This window comes from Amycolatopsis sp. FDAARGOS 1241 (genome assembly GCF_016889705.1).
Lineage (GTDB): Bacteria > Actinomycetota > Actinomycetes > Mycobacteriales > Pseudonocardiaceae > Amycolatopsis.
The window spans coordinates 1-1,158 of sequence record NZ_CP069527.1; the positions used below are offsets into that span (position 1 = coordinate 1).

At 53.6% G+C, this 1,158-nt stretch carries 1 pseudogene and 1 other annotated feature; the pseudogene reads right to left on the reverse strand.

From position 1 onward, the window contains the following. Positions 1–24 precede the first annotated feature (24 nt). Positions 25–1,158, reverse strand: a pseudogene (locus I6J71_RS47350) (IS3 family transposase); the annotation flags it as partial. Continuing rightward, positions 826–939 (reverse strand) — a sequence feature (AL1L pseudoknot). (Overlaps the previous pseudogene by 114 nt.)

A 1,158-nucleotide genomic window follows, 5' to 3' on the forward strand; every position in this document is an offset into this window, starting at 1 on the left:
CCTGGAGAGTGTTTATCTGTGAACTCAGGCTGCCAGATCATCGTTTCCGATGGAAGCATAATAAGCTTTTTCTGCTTCTGCGGAGGATATGACCCAGCCTTCCCAGCAATCGTCGATTGTTATACCAGTTCCACCCACGTGAGTGTGGCCAGTTCCACTTCTGCACGTTTTTCCAGCTCTTACGGTGTATTACTCCGCTTTGTAAAGACCATTGATGCTCTCCGCCATCGCGTTGCATACGAGTCACCTGTACTCCCTGTTGATGCCAGCAGTTTTGCTTCTTTTAGTCGCTCCGTATAGGCCAGTGATATACTGAGACCTTTATCACTGTGATGGATGTGCCGACGGACGACGGGCCCACAACGCCTGCTCCAGTGCATCCAGCACGATGTCGTTTCCATAGACGATGAGACTCGCCACCCCACGATATCCGGCAAACACATCAATGATGAAACGCCACATAGACGAAGCCCTGCCATGTGCTGACGTAAGTAAAATCAGCCACCCACAGCTGGTCAGGACGTTCTGCCACGAACTGACGGTTTACGCGGTCGCCTGCGGAAACGGCTTTCCGGCTGACGGTAGTACGGACCTTTTTACCCGGAGAACACCGGCAAGTCCCATAACCGCCATGAGACGCGCCACTGTACATCTGGCCACCCTGATTCCTTCGCGTAACAACTGGCGCCAGACTTTACGCACACCGTACACTGATGATTTCATCGTATACGCGCTGTATCTCTCTCTTCAGCCAGTCGTCGCGCTGAGCACGGGCACTGCGTTATCAGGATGATGTCGCTGTTGCTGACAGTGGTAATACGTTGACGGGCAATATGCAGTTCGCTGCATACCGTCCGACCCCGTACTGCTCACGCAGCTTATCAGCAGTGGCATTATTTTTTCCAGAGGCGGTCGAACTCCGCCTTCGCAAAATAAGCGGAAGCCTGGCGAAGGATATCGTTACTGCGGCGCAGTTCACGATTTTCACGTTCCAGCTCTTCAGACGCTGACGTTCAGCGCTGGTGAGCCCACCATCACCGCCCCCGGTATCCCGCTCATGCTGGCGAACCCAGACACGCAGAGTCTCCGGCGTACAGCCAATCTTTGGGGCAATGGAACAAATTGCCGCCCACTGTGAGTCATATTCATCCTGACTTT